General features: G+C 72.4%; 15 protein-coding genes. 8 read left to right on the top strand and 7 right to left on the bottom strand.

Annotation, left to right across the window (positions count from 1 at the left end; translation table 11 throughout):
• Positions 1-71 precede the first annotated feature (71 nt).
• Together FHX39_RS14740 and FHX39_RS14735 are read left to right on the top strand one after the other, a co-directional pair.
• Positions 72-1,283, top strand: coding sequence for a Gfo/Idh/MocA family protein (locus tag FHX39_RS14740; RefSeq protein ID WP_183339626.1), 1,212 nt, complete (start codon positions 72-74; stop codon positions 1,281-1,283).
• A gap of 188 nt (positions 1,284-1,471) precedes the next feature.
• Positions 1,472-2,086: an LON peptidase substrate-binding domain-containing protein gene (locus FHX39_RS14735; protein ID WP_232531294.1), complete on the top strand. Its 615-nt coding sequence runs from the start codon at positions 1,472-1,474 to the stop codon at positions 2,084-2,086.
• A 12-nt stretch (positions 2,087-2,098) separates the two neighbouring features.
• Here the strand turns inward: FHX39_RS14735 and FHX39_RS14730 are convergent, their stop codons facing one another.
• From FHX39_RS14730 to FHX39_RS14715, 4 genes are read right to left on the bottom strand one after another with little or no spacing between them, the layout of a single operon-like run.
• Positions 2,099-2,935 (bottom strand): carbohydrate ABC transporter permease, encoded by an 837-nt coding sequence (locus FHX39_RS14730; protein WP_183339624.1) that lies wholly within the window; start codon positions 2,933-2,935, stop codon positions 2,099-2,101.
• Positions 2,935-3,894: a carbohydrate ABC transporter permease gene (locus tag FHX39_RS14725; RefSeq protein ID WP_183339622.1), complete on the bottom strand. Its 960-nt coding sequence runs from the start codon at positions 3,892-3,894 to the stop codon at positions 2,935-2,937. Before FHX39_RS14725 ends, FHX39_RS14730 begins: the two co-directional genes overlap by 1 nt.
• A gap of 7 nt (positions 3,895-3,901) precedes the next feature.
• The gene (locus FHX39_RS14720) at positions 3,902-5,212 is read right to left on the bottom strand and encodes an ABC transporter substrate-binding protein (RefSeq protein WP_183339620.1); all 1,311 of its coding nucleotides are present in this window, start codon (positions 5,210-5,212) and stop codon (positions 3,902-3,904) included.
• Positions 5,209-6,474, bottom strand: a complete 1,266-nt coding sequence (locus FHX39_RS14715) for an aminotransferase class V-fold PLP-dependent enzyme (RefSeq protein WP_183339618.1) — start codon at positions 6,472-6,474, stop codon at positions 5,209-5,211. Before FHX39_RS14715 ends, FHX39_RS14720 begins: the two co-directional genes overlap by 4 nt.
• 162 nt (positions 6,475-6,636) lie before the next feature.
• Between FHX39_RS14715 and FHX39_RS14710 the strand changes: the two genes are divergently transcribed.
• Positions 6,637-7,323 carry a FadR/GntR family transcriptional regulator gene (locus tag FHX39_RS14710; protein WP_183339616.1) on the top strand — a complete coding sequence of 229 codons (687 nt, stop codon included), beginning with the start codon at positions 6,637-6,639 and terminating at the stop codon, positions 7,321-7,323.
• A gap of 55 nt (positions 7,324-7,378) precedes the next feature.
• Here FHX39_RS14710 and FHX39_RS14705 read toward each other — a convergent pair whose 3' ends face one another.
• Together FHX39_RS14705 and FHX39_RS14700 are read right to left on the bottom strand one after the other, a co-directional pair.
• Positions 7,379-8,419 (bottom strand): LacI family DNA-binding transcriptional regulator, encoded by a 1,041-nt coding sequence (locus FHX39_RS14705; protein WP_183339614.1) that lies wholly within the window; start codon positions 8,417-8,419, stop codon positions 7,379-7,381.
• A 35-nt stretch (positions 8,420-8,454) separates the two neighbouring features.
• Positions 8,455-8,799 (bottom strand): SHOCT domain-containing protein, encoded by a 345-nt coding sequence (locus tag FHX39_RS14700; protein WP_183339612.1) that lies wholly within the window; start codon positions 8,797-8,799, stop codon positions 8,455-8,457.
• A gap of 168 nt (positions 8,800-8,967) precedes the next feature.
• On the opposite strand from FHX39_RS14700, the gene FHX39_RS22220 reads away from it, so the two are divergent.
• The 3 genes from FHX39_RS22220 (at position 8,968) to FHX39_RS14685 (ending at position 11,895) form a co-directional block, all read left to right on the top strand.
• Positions 8,968-10,218: a sensor histidine kinase gene (locus FHX39_RS22220; RefSeq protein ID WP_183339610.1), complete on the top strand. Its 1,251-nt coding sequence runs from the start codon at positions 8,968-8,970 to the stop codon at positions 10,216-10,218.
• Positions 10,215-10,895, top strand: coding sequence for a response regulator transcription factor (locus FHX39_RS14690; RefSeq protein WP_332836847.1), 681 nt, complete (start codon positions 10,215-10,217; stop codon positions 10,893-10,895). The genes FHX39_RS22220 and FHX39_RS14690 overlap by 4 nt, the downstream gene beginning before the upstream one ends.
• Positions 10,896-10,962: 67 nt before the next feature.
• Positions 10,963-11,895, top strand: a complete 933-nt coding sequence (locus FHX39_RS14685) for a 2-hydroxyacid dehydrogenase (RefSeq protein ID WP_183339608.1) — start codon at positions 10,963-10,965, stop codon at positions 11,893-11,895.
• Here the strand turns inward: FHX39_RS14685 and FHX39_RS14680 are convergent.
• Entirely contained in the window at positions 11,870-12,790 is a 921-nt protein-coding gene (locus FHX39_RS14680; RefSeq protein WP_183339605.1) for a CPBP family intramembrane glutamic endopeptidase, read from the bottom strand. The genes FHX39_RS14685 and FHX39_RS14680 overlap by 26 nt on opposite strands.
• A gap of 172 nt (positions 12,791-12,962) precedes the next feature.
• Here FHX39_RS14680 and FHX39_RS14675 point away from each other — a divergent pair, with 172 nt between their 5' ends.
• Both FHX39_RS14675 and FHX39_RS14670 read left to right on the top strand, forming a co-directional pair.
• Positions 12,963-14,249 (top strand): sensor histidine kinase, encoded by a 1,287-nt coding sequence (locus FHX39_RS14675; RefSeq protein WP_183339603.1) that lies wholly within the window; start codon positions 12,963-12,965, stop codon positions 14,247-14,249.
• Entirely contained in the window at positions 14,237-14,893 is a 657-nt protein-coding gene (locus FHX39_RS14670) for a response regulator (protein ID WP_183339601.1), read from the top strand. Before FHX39_RS14675 ends, FHX39_RS14670 begins: the two co-directional genes overlap by 13 nt.
• The last annotated feature ends 31 nt before the right edge of the window (positions 14,894-14,924 follow it).

Below are 14,924 nucleotides of genomic sequence, written 5' to 3'. Positions count from 1 at the left end.
AATCGTTTAGATTGAGGTCCGGAGCCGACGTCCGGCTCCTCACCACCTCCTCGGGAAGGTCAGGCACGACGTTGAAGATCGGTGTCATCGGCACGGGACAGTTCGCCGGCAGCTTCATCCACCTCTGGCAGCTGCACCCCGACGTGGAGGCGGTCTACGTGACCGACCTGGTCCCCGAGCGTGCGGCGGAGCACGTCACCCGGTACGGGCTGGCCGGCTCGTTCGGCAGCGTCGAGGAGCTGCTGGCCTCCGAGTGCGACACGGTCGCCGTCTTCACGCAGCGCTGGACCCACGCCGAGCTCGTGCTGCAGGCGCTGGACGCCGGCAAGAACGTCTACTCCGCCGTGCCCATGGCGCTGGCCGTCGACGAGATCGCCGCCATCGTCCGCAAGGTCGAGGAGACCGGCCTGATCTACATGATGGGCGAGACGAGCTACTACAACCCCGCCGTCGTCTGGGCCCGGGCCCAGCGGGCGAAGGGCGCGTTCGGGCGGGTCTTCTACGCCGAGGGCGACTACGTGCACGACATGGACAACGGCTTCTACGCCGCCTACCAGTTCAGCGGGGGCGACGCCTGGAAGTCGACGGCGTCGTACCCGCCCATGCTCTACCCGACCCACGCGGTGGGCGGCGTCCTCGGCGTCCTGCCGACCCACGCCACGTCGGTGTCCTGCCTGGGCATCCCCGACGACCGCGGCGACGGGGTCTTCGACGCCGACGTGTCGCTGTGGGGCAACGAGTTCTCGAACATGACCGCGCTCTTCCAGCTCGCCGACGGCGGCACGATGCGGACCAACGAGTTCCGCCGCGTGGGCCACCCGGCGCGCGTCCACGAGTCACGGTTCCGCTTCTACGGCACCGACGGCGTCATGGAGCAGACCTCGACCGGCGCCTCCTGGAGCACCCGCGACGAGATCGACGACATCGGCGAGCTGTTCCGGACCTACACGCACAAGGGCGTGGTCACCGACCCGACGGTGCTCGAGGGCATCGACCCGGCGCTGCGGCACAGCTTCGAGTCCGGGATGGCGAAGGTGCACGACCGCACCCGCCTCCCGGTCGAGTTCGAGGGCGCGCCCAACGGGCACGAGGGCAGCCACCACTTCCTGGCCGACGACTTCGTCCGCGCGGTCACCACGAAGACGCAGCCCCCGGTGAACGCCTGGCGCGCGGCGCGGTTCACGCTGCCGGGCATCGTGGCCTGGGACTCGGCGAACAAGGACGGCGAGCGCCTCGACGTCCCCGACTTCGGCGACGGCCCGGCCGACCCCGGCTGGGGCTGAGCCTCCGGCGGGCTGGCTGACCACGGGAAACCGGTGCTGACCGCACCAGATCTGGTGCGGTCGGTACCGGTTTTTCACGTGAACGTGAAAAACCTGGTGCCGGCGGGGCTGCTGGTACGACGCGGGCGGTCGAGTTCCGCGCACCGGGAACGTTGGGTCCGCCCTGCCACGCTGGGGGCGTGGCTGAGATGGCGATGTTCCCGCTCGGGTCGGTGCTGCTCCCGGCGATGCCGCTACAGCTCCGGGTCTTCGAGGAGCGCTACCTGCTGATGCTCTCGGGCCTGGTGGCGGCCGAGGACACGCGCTTCGGCGTCGTGCTGATCGAGCGCGGCTGGGAGGTCGGCGGCGGCGACCACCGCTTCGGCGTGGGAACGGTCGCGGAGATCCTGCAGGTCGCGGCGGAGGACGGCATGGTCGGCGTCGCCGCCCAGGGCGCCGGCCGCTTCGAGATCGTCGAGTGGCTGGACGACGCCCCGCACCCGCGGGCCGAGGTCAGGACGCTGCCCGACCTCGTCTGGGACGACGGCCTCGAGCCGCTGCGCGAGGAGACCGAGCAGCTCGTCCGCCGCACGCTGGCCGAGGCGTCCGAGTTCGCGGAGACGGGCTGGTCGCCCGACGTCGAGCTGGCCGACGACCCGATGGACCGGTGCTGGCAGCTCGCCGGCATCGCCCCGCTCGGGGACCTCGACCGCCTGACCCTGCTGCGGGCCACGTCCGCGGAGGAGCTGCTGAACAAGACGGCCGAGCTCACCCACGACGCCCGCGTCCCGTTCTCGACGCCGTGGCCCGAGGACGAGGGCTAGGACCGGCCGCCCTCAGCCCTTGACCGCGCCGGACGTCAGGCCCTGGACGATCCAGCGGCTGGCCAGCGCGAACATCACCATGGTGGGCACGATCGTCAGCACGCTGGCGGCCGCCATCGGGCCCCACTCGATGTTGAAGCTCGAGATGAACCCGTTGAGCGCCGTCGGAATGGTCTTGTTGCTGTCGGAGTTCATCAGGGTCACCGACAGGAACAGCTCGTTCCAGCAGTTGACGAAGTTGAAGATGAACGCGGCCATGATCCCGGGCGTCATCACCGGCACGATCACCCGGAACAGCGCGGTCAGCCGCGAGCACCCGTCGACCATCGCCGCCTCCTCCAGGGCGTCCGGCACGTTCTCGAAGAAGCCGCGCAGCATGATCGTGCAGAACGGGATGCACATGGCGATGTAGAGCAGCACCAGCCCGCCCTTGCGGTCCACCAGCTGCAGGTTGACCATCAGCAGGTAGAGCGGGCCGAGGGCGATGAAGGCCGGGATCATCTGGGTGACCAGGAACGCCAGCAGCAGGGGCCCCTTGCCCCGGAACTCGAAGCGTGCCAGCACGTACGCCGACAGCAGCGAGATCAGCGTGCCGACCGCGGCCGCGGAGAGCGAGACCAGCAGGCTGTTGCTCAGGTAGACCCCGAAGTCGGACTTGCTGAACAGGCTGGCGTAGTTCTCCAGCGACCACGGGTGCGGCAGGTAGCGGAGCGGGAAGGCCGCGATCGCCCCGGGCTCCTTGAACGACGTCACCACGATCCAGTACAGCGGGAACAGGGTGATGACCATCCACAGCGCCAGCAGGGCCACCCGGACGACGCGGCCGGGAACGGTGGTCTTGTCGATCATCAGGCGTCTCGATCCCGCAGCGCCAGCAGGTAGAACGTGGTGAACAGGACGAGCACCGCGACCACGATCAGACCGAGAGCGGACGCCAGCCCGTAGTCACCGGCCTGGGTGAAGTTGATCATCCAGCTCGTCACGATGTGGGTCTGCTCGGCCGGTCCGCCGCCGGTCATCCCGTAGATGATCTCCGGGAAGTTGAACACCCAGATCACGCGCAGCAGCACCGTCAGCAGCAGCGTCGTCCGGATGAACGGGATCATGATGTGGAACAACGTCTGCACCTTGTTCGCCCCGTCCAGGGCAGCCGCCTCGAGGGTCTCGTCGGGGACGGACTGCAGGGCGGCCAAGATCATGATCGTGAAGAAGGTCACGCCGTACCAGACGTTGGCCACGATGACCGAGAACATGGCCAACGTCGGGTCCGCCAGCCAGGCGATGTTGGTGTCGATCAGCCCGGCCTTGCGGAGCAGGTCGTTGAACACCCCGAACTCGCCGTTGAACATCCAGCGGAACAGGATCCCGATCAGGAAGCCCGACACCGCCCACGGGAAGAACACCAGCGCCTGGTAGATCCCCCGGAACCGGAAGTGGCGACGCAGCAGGAGCGCGAGACCGAAGCCGATCAGCAGCTGCGGCACGATCGAGCCCACCACCCAGACGACCGAGTGCAGGAGCACCGTGTAGAAGGTCGGGTTGGCCAGCAGGGTCTTGAAGTTGGCCAGCCCGACGAACGGCGTGTTGCGCAGGTCGTAGAGGTTCCACTGCTTGAAGGCCATCTCGCTGCCCCGGACCAGCGGGTAATAGGTGAAGATCACGACGAAGACCAGGGCCGGAGCCAGGAAGGCCAGCACGCCGAGCCCCCGGCGGATCGTCAACTGGCGCTTGCGTCGCGGTGGTGCCGGCGAGGAGCGCTCGGCCGCCGGCCGCTGGCTCGGTCGGCTGGCCTGGTCGGTGACGGCCATGATCAGGTCAGCCCTGCCACTTCTTGAGCCAGTAGGCGTCCCAGCTCTTGAGCAGGTCGGCCGTGGAGAGCTTGTTGATCAGGACCTGCTGCACCTCGTTGTCGGCCTTGGTCGACCACTCGGTCCACCAGGTCACGCCCCGCGGCTGGACCACGGTCAGGTAGGTGTCCGGAGCCTTGGTCATGGTCACGTACGACGCCCACGGCCCGGTCTTGTAGAACTCGTCGTCGCCGGCCTTCTTCTGGATGGGCACCAGGCTGTTCTCCTTGGCGAACACCGTCGAGGCCTCGCCCGACAGGAACTCCACGAGCTTGACCGCGGCCTCCTTGTTCTTGCTGGACTCCGCGATGCCCCAGCCCGACGTCGCCACCGGCTGCGCCGCCTTGCCCGAGGGGCCGGTCAGCAGGGGAGCGGTGTTCCACTGGTCGGCCTTGAGCACCTTCGACGCCGAGACCGTCGCGATCACCTCGGGATCCTGCAGCAGGAAGGCCGTCGAACCGTTGTTGAACCCCTCCACCATCTCCGGGTAGCCCCAGGCCACCGACGAGGGCGGGGACGCCTTGCGGAACAGGTCGAAGTACGCGTCCACGGCGGCCTGCGCCTCGGGTGCCGCGAAGATCGACTGGCCGCCCTTGATCTTGAAGGCGTTCTCCCGGTCGATGGTGTCGCCGACGTACGCCTCGATGGCCGCGACCACGTTGCCGCTCCCGTTCTTGCCACCCCGGAACGCGTAGCCGTACCGGTTCTTGGTCGGGTCCTGGATCGCGGCGGCCTGGGTCAGCAGCTCGTCCCAGCTCTTCGGCGGCGCGCTGAAGCCCGCCTCCTTGATCAGGTCCGTGCGGTAGAAGAGGCTGAGCCCGTAGAAGCCGTAGGGGATGAAGTAGGTCTTGCCGTCGTTCTGCTTCGAGTACTTCTGAGCCTGCTCGGTGAGGTCGGCGAAGCCGGCCCACTTCGCGACGTCTCCGCTCATGTCGTAGAGCCAGCCGTTGTTGCTGAACGGTCCGACGGTCAGGTCGCGCACCTCGAGCACGTCGGCACCGCTGCCGGACTGCAGCATCTGCTGGATCTTCTGGTCGGCCTGCTCGGTGGGGGGCGAGATCAGCTGCACCTTGATCCCGGGGTTCGCCGCCTCGAACTCGCCGAGCAGCTTCTTCAGCACCTCGGAGCGGGCGGGGTTGGTCAGGCTCTCGACCATCTGCAGCGTGACGGACCCGCTGCCTCCCGAGGAGCCCGAGCCCGCGCTCGAGCAGCCGGGCAGCCCGACGACGGCCGCTCCGGCCAGGGACGCTGCGCCAAGGACGAACTGTCTACGCTTCACTGCTCTCTTCTTTCTTCGGGGTTGACGGTCGGAGGTTCGGGGCTGGCTTCGCCGGCCCAGCGCTGGAGCAGCGGGATGCCTCGTTCGACGAGGTCGAGGTAGTCCGCGGGGGTGTTGTAGGCGTGCGCCGACAACCGCAGGTAGCCGCGACCGTCGAAAGAGGTGAAGGCGGTCTCCATGCCCGCCTCGGCGAGCATCCGGTCGCGCAGCGCGTTGCCCCCGAGCTGCCCGGCGACCAGACCGTCCGGGAGACCCACCAGCCGGATCGGACCGACCGGCATCCCGACCCGGGCCCGGCAGTCGACGCCGAAGGCCTCGGTCATCGCCGCGGTCAGCAGCTCCTGCGCCCAGTCCGCCAGCTCGGTGGTGTAGCGCCGGACCCGGTCCCAGCCGAACGCCTCCTCGACGAAGTCCAGCGCCACCGGGGCCGCGAGCCAGCTGGTCAGGTCGAGCGTCCCCTGGTGGTCGAAGCGTTCCGGGAAGTCCAGGTCCCCGCCCCACGAGTCGATCAGCGGGTACGCGAGGTCCGCGGGCCCCGGTCGGGCGACCAGGACGGCGCTGCCGCGGGGGGCCGTGCCGAACTTGTGGAGGTTGCCCACCCAGAAGTCCGCGTCGGCCTCCGCGACCGGGTCCTCGAGCAGCAGCGGCGCGTGCGCCCCGTCGACCAGCGTGGTGATGCCCCGCTCGCGCGCGGCGGCGCAGATCGCCGCGACCGGCATCCGGCGGGCCGTCGGCGAGGTGATGTGGTCGATCACGATCAGCTCGGTCCGGTCGGTGACCGCGGCGAGGACGGCGGCCGCCGCCTCGTCGGCCTCGGCGGCCAGGGGCACCTCGGCCGTGCGGAGCGAACCTCCGGCCCTCTGGGCCAGTCTCGCGGCGCCCATGGTCACCGCGCCGTAGCCGTGGTCGGTCACCAGGATCTCGGCGCCCGGGGAGAGCGTGACGCTGTTGAAGACGACGCTGGCTCCGCCGCTCGCGTTCGGCACCAGGGCCAGCCGCTGGGGGTCGACCCTCAGCCAGGGGGCGATCCGGGCGCGGGCCCCGGCGACGCGAAGGGGCAGGCCGGGGAACCAGGCCACCGGAGCGCGCTCCATCTCGGCCTGGGCCTCGCGCTGGCGGTCGAGGGCCACCCGCGGGACCGCCCCGAAGGACCCGTGGTTCAGGTGTCGGAGCGAGGGGTCCAGCACCCAGGCCGACGCCGCGGGAGAGCCGTCCGCCAGCGCGAGCGGCACGGGCGTCTTCAGGTCGAGCGTGACGGACATGGGTTCCTTCCTGGAGGTGGCCCTCATGCTCGTCCGATGAATCGCCCCCTGTAAAGCCTGTTCGTGTGACGATCAGGTCAATTCGTCAGACAAGGCTCCCGGCGTCGTTGATGGTGCTGGAACACTGGAGCGCACGCGAGCCTCCTCGCGGAGGGGGTGGACGTGTCGGCAGTCGAGGTCGCCTTCGAGGGGCTGCGCGCCATGATCTCGACCGGGCGGCTGGGCGCCGGGCAGCGCTTCCCGATCGAGGCCCACCTCTGCGCGGAGCTCGGCGTGTCGCGGAGCTCGCTGCGCGAGGCCGTCCGGATGCTGGCCGCCCTGGGCGTGGTCGAGACGCGCCAGGGTTCGGGCACCTACGTGTCCCGGCTGCGGGCGGCCGACATCGTCGGCAGCCTGACCCTCACCGTCGGGCTGCTGCCCCTGGAGGGGTTGCTCGAGATCTACGAGCTGCGACGGGTCCTCGAGGGTCACGCGGCCGCCGGGGCCGCAGCGCGACGGCCGGACTCCCTGGTGCCGGAGCTGGACGACCTGCTGACCCGCATCGAGGCCACCGACGATCCCGACCTGACGGCCGAGCTCGACCACCGGTTCCACTCGATGTGCGCCGAGGCCGGTGGCAACCCGACCCTGGCCGCGCTCCTCGAGGTGTTCCGCAGCCGGAGCCGGAGCTACCAGATCTTCACCTCGCCCAGCGGCCCGACGATCAAGCGGGTCAGCGACGAGGGCCACCGGGCCATCGCCGACGCCATCGCCGCCCGGGACCCCGGAGCCGCCGAGACCGCGGCCTGCGCCCACGTGGCGGAGACGGAGCGATGGCTCCGACGGCTGCAGCCTCCGCCTGCCGGCTGAACCGACGCGACGGCTGAACGGCCGGAGCAGGGCCGACCAGGAGGTGGGCGAGGGGTCAGACGGTGCGGGTCGGACCTGTGCTGCGCCGGACGACGAGCTCGACGGGCATCAGGACCTGGCGCGGTGCCTCGTCGGGGTCGAGGAGCATCCGGCCGATCTCGCGGCCGCGCTCGACGATCGGCTGCCGGACGGTGGTCAGGCCGCGCGGCGCGGCCGCCGGGATGTCGTCGAAGCCGCAGACCGAGACCGTCCCCGGGACGTCCACGTCGGCCGCGTTGAGGCCCTCCAGCACGCCGAGGGCGAGCACGTCGCTGAGGCCGACGACGGCCGTAGGCAGGGGACCGCGGGCGAGGAGCCATGCCGCGACGCGCTCGCCCGAGCCGAAGTCGTTCTGCCCCGCGGTGACGAGCGTGATTCGGCCGTCGAGGGCGTCCGACAGCCCCGACAGGCGGGCGGCGTAGTCGGCGAAGTCCAGACGCGGCGGCTCGACCAACCGCACCTCCGACCCCGGCGGCGCGTCGTCGACGGGCGCGACCACGACGACGTCGGTGTGCCCGAGGCCCGCGAGGTGCTCGCCGACCAGGGTCCCCGTACGCCGGTCGTCGATCGCCACCCAGCTGGCGCCGGGGTCGTCGAGCGGGTCGGTCGTGACCAGGCTGATCCCGCGAGCCCGGGCGAGGTCGGCGACCGGGTGCGTCGCCGGGACCGACAGCAGCGCGAGGGCGTCGATGCTGGCCTGCCGGACGACCGACAGGTCGGGGACGCCGTCGGCGTCGTAGTGCAGCGGCAGCAGCACGATCGAGGTGGTCGTGCCCTCCACCGCCGAGGCCAGCCCGGCGAGCAGGCCGACCGCGTACGGGTCGGAGAACGCGTACGAGAGGTAGCCGGTCAGCAGCACGCCCACCGCGCCGGAACGTCCCGTCCGCAGCGCCCGCCCGGCCGCGTCCGGCCCGGTGAACCCGAGCTCGGCCGCGACCGCGAGGATCCGTTCCCGCAGCTCGGCGGACAGCTGGTCGGGACGGTTGTAGGCGTTGGAGACCGTGGCCGGGGAGACCCCGACCGCGGCCGCCACCGTCTTGAGCGTCACCCGCGGCACGGGCGCACTCTAGTGGCGCGGACGCCCAGGGCCCGTCAGCGCTTGCGTCCGCGCGGCACCGGGAGCGGCTCGACGCCCGGCGTCCAGTTCAGGACGCTGGCGCGCTCCAGGAACTCGTCGCTGGAGAGGTCGCCGGTGGCGAAGCGGGTGGCGAGGATCTCGCGCGCCTCGTGCTCCGGGCTGGTGGGCCGGCGGGCCCAGGGGAGCGCACCGAGCTGGCCGGTGCGGCGCAGGTAGACGAGCGTGCCGGCGACCAGCAGCAGGAAGAGCAGGAACATGAGACCTCCGAAGATGGGGTTGGGTCCGCCGTGGGCGGCCCACTGGGCGTGCTGGGCGGCGGCGTCGGTCAGAGCAGCGCCGTCGGGTCCGTGTGGTGGCATGCCTCCACGATGGCCGCGCGAGACCTCCCGCACATCGGGTGGCAGGCGACACCTCGCGTACGCCTCCCGACGTACGCGGGCTACGCACGCCGACGGATGTGCGGGCGGCGGCGCGGCGCTAGGTTCGGTGGACCAGATCAGCCGAGGAGCACCACGGGAGGAACCGACGTGACCCGATCGCGCCGGGTCCTGCTGCTCAACGCGGCCCTCGGGCTGGGTATCGCCTGGTTCTGCTGGGTCGGGGCGCACGTCCCCTGGGCCCGCTCGGACGGAGACCGTTCGACCTACGACGGACCGCGGAACCGGGAACCGGGCGACGGGCGGGGTCCCTTCGACCGCGGCGACGACGCCTTCCAGGCCGTGGCGGTCTCGTGGGTGGCCGTCCCGTTCCTGCTGCTGCTCGCCGCCGGGGTGGCGCTGCGCTGGCGGTGGCCGCGCGCGGCCTTCGTGGCCTGCGCGGTCGGGGTGGGCGGCTTCTTCGGCGTGACCACGTTCTTCGGACCGGTGCTGCTGGCCCTGGCCCTCACCGTCTACCCGATGGCGGCCACGCTGCCGGTCCGGCGCTGGGTCGGACTGCTGGCCCTCCTGGTCCCGGTCGTGCTGGCGGCGCACCACGGCGAGGCCTACCTCGGTGCGCTCGACCCGATCCTCTACGCCGAGCTCGTGATGGCCGTCGCCTTCGCCGTGCTCCCCGCCCTCCTGGCCCTGCTGCGCCGCGGCCGGCGGGAGGCCGTGCTCCGCGACCGCGAGGAGGACCGCCGCCGGACCGCGTACGAGGAACGGCTGCGGATCGCCCGCGAGGTGCACGACGTCGTCGGGCACAGCCTGTCGGTCGTCACCATGCAGGCCGGTGTCGCGCTGCACGTGCTCGACAAGCAGCGCGCGGCGGGGACGCCGGTCTCGCCGGAGGTGAGTGAGTCGCTGGAGGCGATCCGGCGCTCGAGCCGGGACGCGCTGGCCGAGCTCCGGACGACGCTGGGGATGTTCCGGGAGCCGGCGGGCGAGTCGCGGGCGCCGACGGCGGGGCTCGACCGGCTCGACGACCTCGTCGGGGCGCTGCGGGCCGCGGGTCGCCGCATCGAGGTCGTCCGTCCCCCCGACCCAGGGCCTCCGCTGCCGGCCGCCGTCGACCAGGCCGCGTTCCGGATCGTGCAGGAGGGCCTGACGAACGTGGTCCGCCACGCCGGCGAGGCCCGGGCCACCGTACGGATCCTCCGCGAGCGCGGCGCGCTGGTCGTCGAGGTGAGCGACGACGGCCCGGGTGCTCCCCGCCTCGAGGAGGGCAACGGCATCCGCGGCATGCGCGAGCGGGCCGCCTCGCTCGGCGGCACCGTGACGCTCGGTGCCGGGGCGCACGGCGGGTTCGTGCTGCGGGCGGACCTGCCACTCGTCGACCTCGACCACCCGGTGACCGCGTGACCAGCCCGGGGCGCGACCCGGACGCGCGCATCCGGGTCGCCGTCGTCGACGACCAGCCGCTGGTCCGGATGGGCCTGCGGACGTTGATCAACTCGGAGGACGACCTCGAGCTCGTCGGCGAGGCCGAGGACGGCCGGGCCGGTCTCGAGCTCGTCCGCCGGGTGCGTCCCGACGTGGTCCTGATGGACATCCGGATGCCCCGGCTCGACGGCATCGCCGCGCTCCGGGCGGTGGCCGCGGACCCGACGCTGGCGGGCGTCCGGGTGATCGTGCTGACCACGTTCGAGACCGACGAGCACGTCTTCGACGCCCTGCAGGCGGGTGCGGCCGGCTTCCTGATCAAGGACGCCGAGCCGGCCGACATGCTGCGCGCGGTCCGGCTGGCGGCGGCGGGGGAGTCCCTGCTCTCCCCGTCGGTGACCCGGCGGGTGATCGACTCGTTCAGCGCCCGCGGACCCGTACGCCGCGCGCACGACCGCCTCGGCGACCTCACCGAGCGCGAGCGCGAGGTGCTGGCGCTGATCGGCGAGGGCCTGAGCAACGACGAGATCGGCACCCGGCTCGTGGTCAGCCCGGCGACGGCCCGGACGCACGTGAGCCGGGTGATGACCAAGCTCGGCGCGCGCGACCGGGCGCAGCTCGTGGTGATCGCCTACCAGTCGGGCCTGGTGCGCTGAGCCTCCACGACCACCTCACCCACCGAGATGCCGCGCCGCCGGGCGGGAGGTGGAGCACGATCGTCGCGTGACCCTCGTGTGGCTGCCGTTCACCGGTCCGGACGAGGTGCGTCGTCGCCTCGGCGACCTGCCGCCGGGCCTTGAGGTCGACTACTACGGGGCCGGCGGCGAGGACGTGCCCGCCTCGGTCGACGAGGTGGAGCTCTACGTGCTGCCGTACATGCAGCCCGGCGCCAAGGAGCTCATGGCCCGGATGCCGCGGCTGCGGGTCGTGCAGACGTTGACCGCCGGCGTCGACGACGTCGTGCCGCACGTCCCGGACGGGGTGACGCTCTGCAACGCGGCGGGAGTGCACGACGCCAGCACCGCCGAGCTGGCCGTCGCCCTGATGCTGGCCAGCGGCCGCCACCTCGACGTGTTCGCCCGCCAGCAGGCCGAGAGCCGCTGGCACTCGATCAACGGGACGGCACTGGCGGACCAGCGCGTGCTGATCTTCGGCCACGGGCGCATCGGTCAGGCCATCGAGGCGCGGCTGGCGGGCTTCGAGGTCGCCTCGATCACGCGGGTCGCCCGCCGGGCCCGGGACGAGCCGCTCGTGCACAGCAGCGACGAGCTCCTCGACCTGCTGGCCGAGACCGACGTCCTCGTGATCATCGCCCCGCTCACGCCCGAGACGGACCGGGTCATCGGGGCGGAGGCCCTGAGCCGGCTGCCCGACGGCGCCCTGGTCGTCAACGTCGCGCGGGGCCGGCTCGTCGACACCGACGCGCTGCTGGCCGAGACGAGCAGCGGCCGGCTGCGCGCCGCGCTCGACGTCACCGACCCCGAGCCGCTGCCCGCCGACCACCCCCTGTGGCGGGTGCCGGACGTGCTGATCTCGCCCCACGTGGGTGGGGCGAGCTCAGCGTTCCTGCCGCGGGCGGACCGGTTGATCAAGGCCCAGCTGGCCCGCTACGCCGCCGGGGAGCCCTTGATCAACCAGGTGTCGACGGCGAGGTGACCGTGGAGAGACCGAGCCGGCCGCGGGTCGCGACGATCAGCACCAGCGCGACGACCGTCGTGGCGACCAGCTGCACGTGGACGGGGTCGCGGACGACGTCCAGCGTCGGGAAGATCCGGCTCCACACCGAGCTGTAGGTGCTGTTGATCCCGGCGTGCAGCATCATCACGATCGGCAGGCTCTGACCCGTCCGGTTGAAGACCCAGGTCATGACCAGGCTCAACGGGATGCACGCGGCGACGAACTCGACGGGCGCCAGCAGCGGGACGTCCGGCCAGCCGCCCCAGTCGCTCAGGAAGAGCGGCAGGTGCCAGCAGCCCCAGAGCGTGCCGAGCAGGACGGTTCCGCGGACGGCGCCGAAGCGGACCTGCAGGCGGGGCAGGGCGAAGTCGCGCCAGCCCGGCTCCTCCGCCATCGCGGTGGTGAAGAACTGCAGGACGAGCATCGGCAGGTAGAGGGCGAGCAGGCTCAGGTCCGGGTTCGCCACGTTCCCCAAGGCGCCGGGCAGCAGCAGCGTGGTGGTGATCAGGATGGCCGGCACGCCGATCAGCACGGCGGCGTACCAGCGCCAGCCGACCTTGAAGCGGACCAGCCGGGCACCCCAGTGGCGCAGTCCGGCGCGGCCGTCGACGACCGAGGTCACGATGAACGCCGCCGTCAGCGGACCCAGGAACGCCCCGGGCAGGACACCCAGGAGCTGGCCACCCGGGACGCTGAAGGGCAGTAAGCCCAGGCCGGTGCCGCCGAGGACGTACGGGGCCCAGGCCAGCCAGCTGAGGCCGAAGGCGAGCACGAAGAACGCGGCGGTCGGGTGGCGACGGACGAGCTGGACGGTGCCGGAAGGCGGCGACGGGGTGGTCGCCGGACGGGTATCGGTCACGGAATCCGAGGTCATCGGAGGGCTCCTGTGCGAGAGGGGAATCTGACTCCTCCGACGCTAGGAATCCGCGAGGCCCCGCACGATCCCGCTGGCTGCCCGACCCGTGGTGCAGCAGGCTCTACTCTTCGCGCCGTCGGGCGCGGTCCGGGCTCCGGCTGACCTAGGGTCGGCGCTGAGGAGGTGCGCCGTGGACGGTGACCAGGCAGCCGTCGCCCAGCGACCGGCGCGTCGGGGCGAGCTCGGGCAGACCGCCGGCCAGAGCCTCGGCCAGAGCCTCGCGCACCGGCTGCGCCGGGCGGTCGACGCCCTCGAGCAGATCCTCGCCGGCCTCGCGACCGGCGTGCTCGCGCTCCTCGTCCTCGTCGCGGTCCTGGCGGTCGCCGCGCTCTGCCTGGTCGGCGTGGGGGTGCTCGTCGTCCCGACCGCGGCGCGGCTGGTCCGCGCCGTCGCCGACCGGGAACGTTCCCGGGTGTCGCGCTCGGGTCGACCGCTGCCGCCGGCCGGGGTGTCGCCCGGCACCGCCCGGGAGGTGGTGCGCGACCCGGTCGTCCGCCGCGAGCTCGGGTGGCTCGTGCTGCACGGGACCGTCGGCGTCGTCGTCGGGCTGATCGGCCTGACGCTGCCCCTGTGGGTCGTGCAGGACGTGACCTACCCGCTCTGGTACCGCGCCACCGACCACGCGCCGAGCGTGGTGTTCGCCCGGGTCGACGGTTTCGGCGACGCCCTGCTCGTCGCCCTGCTGGGGCTGGCGTTCGCGGCCCTGTTCGTCGCGGTCGGTCCCGCCGTCGCGCGGCTGCAGAGCTGGCCCGGCCGTGCCCTGCTGGCCCCGCTCGGGGGCGACCTCACCCGACGGGTCGCCGAGCTCGTCAGCACGCGGGCGGCGGCTCTGGACGCCCACGCGGCCGAGCTGCGTCGCATCGAACGGTCCCTGCACGACGGCTCGCAGAACCGGCTCGTCGCCGCGAACGTGCTCATCGGGGCGGCCCGTCGGGCCGTCGTCCGCGACCCCGCCACCGCCGACGAGCTGCTCGAGAAGGCGCAGGCGGCGACGGAGCAGGCGCTGGCCGAGCTCCGCGGGGTGGTGCGGTCCATCCTCCCGCCGGTCCTCGACCGCGGCCTGGCCGAGGCGCTGCACGGCCTGGCCGTCGGCTCGCCCGTCCCGTGCGTCGTGGCGGTGGACCTGGCGGAACGCTGCGCCGCCTCGGTGGAGGCGACCGCGTACTTCGCCGCGGCCGAGGCGGTATCGAACACCCGCCACAGCGGGGCGCGACAGGTGCGCGTCGACGCCCGTACGGTCGCCGGCGAGCTGCGGCTGCGGGTGGCCGACGACGGTCACGGGGGTGCCGACGGGCGGTCCGGGTCTGGGCTGACCGGCATCCGGCGGCGGGTCGAGGCGTACGACGGGACCTTCCGCCTGGACAGCCCTGCGGGCGGTCCGACGACCGTGGAGGTTGCGCTGCCGTGCGGGTCGTGATCGCCGAGGACGACCCGCTGCTGCGGGAGGGGCTGAGCCTGCTGCTGCGCGCCGAGTCGATCGACGTCGTGGCCACGGCCGACGACGCCGCCTCGTTGCTCGCCGCGGTGGGGGAGCACGACCCGGACGTGGCCATCGTCGACGTCCGGATGCCGCCGACGCACACCGACGAGGGCATCGTGGCGGCCGTCGAGGCTCGCCGGCGGCAGCCCGGGCTCGCGGTGCTGGTGCTCTCGGCGTACGTCGAGCAGAGCTTCGCCACCGACCTGCTGGCCACGGGCGCGGCGGGGCTCGGCTACCTGCTCAAGGAGCGGGTCGGCCGGGTCGAGGAGTTCCTGGTCGCGCTGCACCGCATCGCCGACGGCGGTACGGCCATCGACCCGGAGGTCGTCGAGCAGCTGCTCACCCGGCGCCCGGCGCGGAGCGCGCTGACCCGGCTCAGCCCGCGCGAGCTCGAGGTGCTCGCGCTCATGGCCGAGGGCCTCGGGAACGCGGCCATCGGACGTTCCCTGGTCATCACCGACGGGGCGGTGCACAAGCACATCCGCAGCATCTTCGCCAAGCTGGACCTGGCGCCCGACGACCAGGCCGACCGGCGCGTGGTCGCCGTGCTGCGCTACCTGAACGAGGGCGCGTCGCGCTGACGGCAGAGTGAATCGTGCGGCAGTCCTCCGG

This window comes from Microlunatus antarcticus (genome assembly GCF_014193425.1).
In the GTDB taxonomy this organism is placed as follows: Bacteria; Actinomycetota; Actinomycetes; order Propionibacteriales; family Propionibacteriaceae; genus Microlunatus; species Microlunatus antarcticus.
This window is presented reverse-complemented; position numbering and strand designations above follow the sequence as displayed.